Here is a 1,216-nt window from a genome sequence, read left to right on the forward strand (position 1 = left end):
TAGGCGCTTGAACTCATCGATCTGATCTGGATCAAAGCTGTGGGGTCCGAGGCTTTCCCTCAAGGCTCTAATTCTGGTTAATTGCACCTCCACAGATGGGTTTGCAGTGCCGAGGCCGGTCTCTAAACAAACAATCGCCTCGTTATTGAGGCTGCGCCTGTTGCGCTTAGCTTCAGCTGCCAGCCGGGCGTGGAGCGCATCTGGCAGGTTCTTTAGGGTAATGCTCTTGGCCATGGCAGAAAGCAGACCTGGCAACAGTTAAACCATTATGGATCCATTATGGTTGCCAAGCAATCATGCTTTGAGTAGTAAGAACAATTGGGCCAGTAGGTATCAACTGCTAGCTATTGCCGCCGGTTGGCTGCCATTCAGCAATTGTTAGGTAGTTACATATCCTGCACCAGCTTTTCAGCTTCTACCTCCGAAATTGTTCGGTGAGGTTTAATGCGCTTGAAGTTTTTAATAAATGCAAGCTGCGCCTGCGCTTCCGCATGAGACTCTGCCTGCAATTCTTCTAGTGTTTTTGTACCTTCATATCTACCAGCTTTTTCTAATGTGCTGACTTGTTCTACCCGTGGATGTAACGCATACCATGCAGCTTGTTCTTCATCAAGAATAAGAGCGCTAGGTGGGTGAGTTACCGTCCAAGCAACGATAGAGTTGCCTAGTTGAGCTCCGGTTGCTTGGTCCACTAATCTAACTTGATAATCACATCTATGACCGTAAAGATTACAGATCATGGCCCCATAAAATTGATTATTTGGAGGAATAGCGTTGCAAGTAGCTGTGCAAGATGATGAAACACTTGTCCAAACCGGGAAATCAATACCAGCTGATGCGTAAATGTCATTTTGGCTGCTCTGAATGCCCTTTACTAAGCCAGGATTTGATGGCCCAGGACCTGCAGGGCCTTGCGGCCCAGTAGCACCATCACTACCGACCTCACCTTGTGGTCCTTGCGGGCCAGGGGGACCATCTAGTCCAGCAGGGCCTTGGACACCAGGGGCGCCATCAAAACCGTTAAGCCCTTGAGGTCCTACAGCTCCTGTTGGGCCAACAAGGCAGCAGTTCTTATCCCAGGCCACTAACGGGTATCAACTGTTAGCTATTGCCGAATCCATAGGCGCCGCCAATTGCCATTTTTTAATACATAAACTGTTGATACTTCTTTCCAGCCACCAGCAATAAAGATGCCTTTTGGTTTAATTTTCTTCCA

General features: G+C 48.3%; 2 protein-coding genes. Both read right to left on the reverse strand.

What is annotated here, in order from left to right; translation table 11 throughout:
- On the reverse strand, positions 1–234 hold a 234-nt coding region (locus C7K08_RS14285; RefSeq protein WP_106501158.1), incomplete at its 3' end, for a FitA-like ribbon-helix-helix domain-containing protein.
- Between the two features lie 152 nt (positions 235–386).
- Complete coding sequence (locus tag C7K08_RS15320) at positions 387–1,085, reverse strand: collagen-like protein (protein WP_106501157.1); 699 nt, start codon at positions 1,083–1,085, stop codon at positions 387–389.
- Between the last annotated feature and the right edge of the window lie 131 nt (positions 1,086–1,216).

It is taken from the genome of Synechococcus lacustris str. Tous (assembly GCF_003011125.1).
In the GTDB taxonomy this organism is placed as follows: domain Bacteria; phylum Cyanobacteriota; class Cyanobacteriia; order PCC-6307; family Cyanobiaceae; genus Synechococcus_D; species Synechococcus_D lacustris.